Source organism: Neisseria sp. P0009.S007, from assembly GCF_051962515.1.
Window position 1 is genome coordinate 1 of sequence record NZ_JBQCVF010000620.1, and the last position, 937, is coordinate 937.

At 44.2% G+C, this 937-nt stretch carries 2 protein-coding genes; both read right to left on the reverse strand.

What is annotated here, in order from left to right; translation table 11 throughout:
- The coding region (locus tag ACTHS3_RS15215; RefSeq protein ID WP_440368395.1) for an acetate uptake transporter at nt 1-518 on the reverse strand (518 nt) is incomplete at its 3' end.
- 135 nt (nt 519-653) lie between these two features.
- A partial coding sequence (locus ACTHS3_RS15220) for a type I 3-dehydroquinate dehydratase (RefSeq protein ID WP_440368396.1) occupies nt 654-937 on the reverse strand: 284 nt, incomplete at its 5' end.

Genomic DNA, 937 nt, shown 5'->3' on the forward strand with positions numbered 1-937 from the left:
ACCTCTGCCGCTGCCAAGTAGAACGCACCAAGTGCAGTTACCAAGCCTAAGCAACCGCCGATATGGACGATGCTATGATTTTCCATGCCATCGCCAATACCCAAAGCAAAAAAAGTCAGTGTCAAGAAAAAGAAAATACCGCTCAATACTTTAGGCTTGGTCAACGTAGCCACAAACATCATCAGCGAAAACATACCCCATGCGCAAAGATACCAGCCGATAAATGCCGGAGCGGTTTCACCTTTGAAAAAGATGGTAAACAAAGCCCATGTCCACCAGAAGGCGCCATAGCTGATAAAAGCGGTAAAGCCGAACGTATTGCCTTTCTTGAACTCAAACATACCAGCAATAACTTGGGCGATACCACCAAAGGCGAGAGCCATGCCCAAAACTAAGCCGACACCCTCTGGAGCAGTAAAAAAGCCGCCGTTAATCAGACTGAGCAACCAAGTTGTCAATGCAAAGCCACACAGGCCTACTGGACCTGGGTTCGCCAGGTTTTCTTTAGTAGTAGTCATTTTATTTCTCCTCTGGTTATTAAAATAGGAAACCTATTGTTACCTATTTTATTTAAAATTAAAAGAAATAAATTTAAAAAAAATCAGGCCGTCTGAAAAATATTTTTCAGACGGCCTTGAATATTAATAATTAAACTATCCCAAAATTGCCAAGATTTTCCTTAATTCATTAGCATCAATTTGGCCGGGTGCCGACGTTTTTTGTGCCGCACCAAAGGTAACGGCCGAGCCGAAAGTCGAGCCGGCCAAGCGGCTGACGGCTCCGATTTTACCCATAGACATAGTAATAATCGGGCGGTCAATAATTTGTGAAACATCATATGTAGCCTGTAATAAGGTCAATACATCTTGCGACGATTGCGGCATCACGGCAATTTTGCAGATATCCGCGCCCCACTCGGCCATTGTTTTCAGACGGC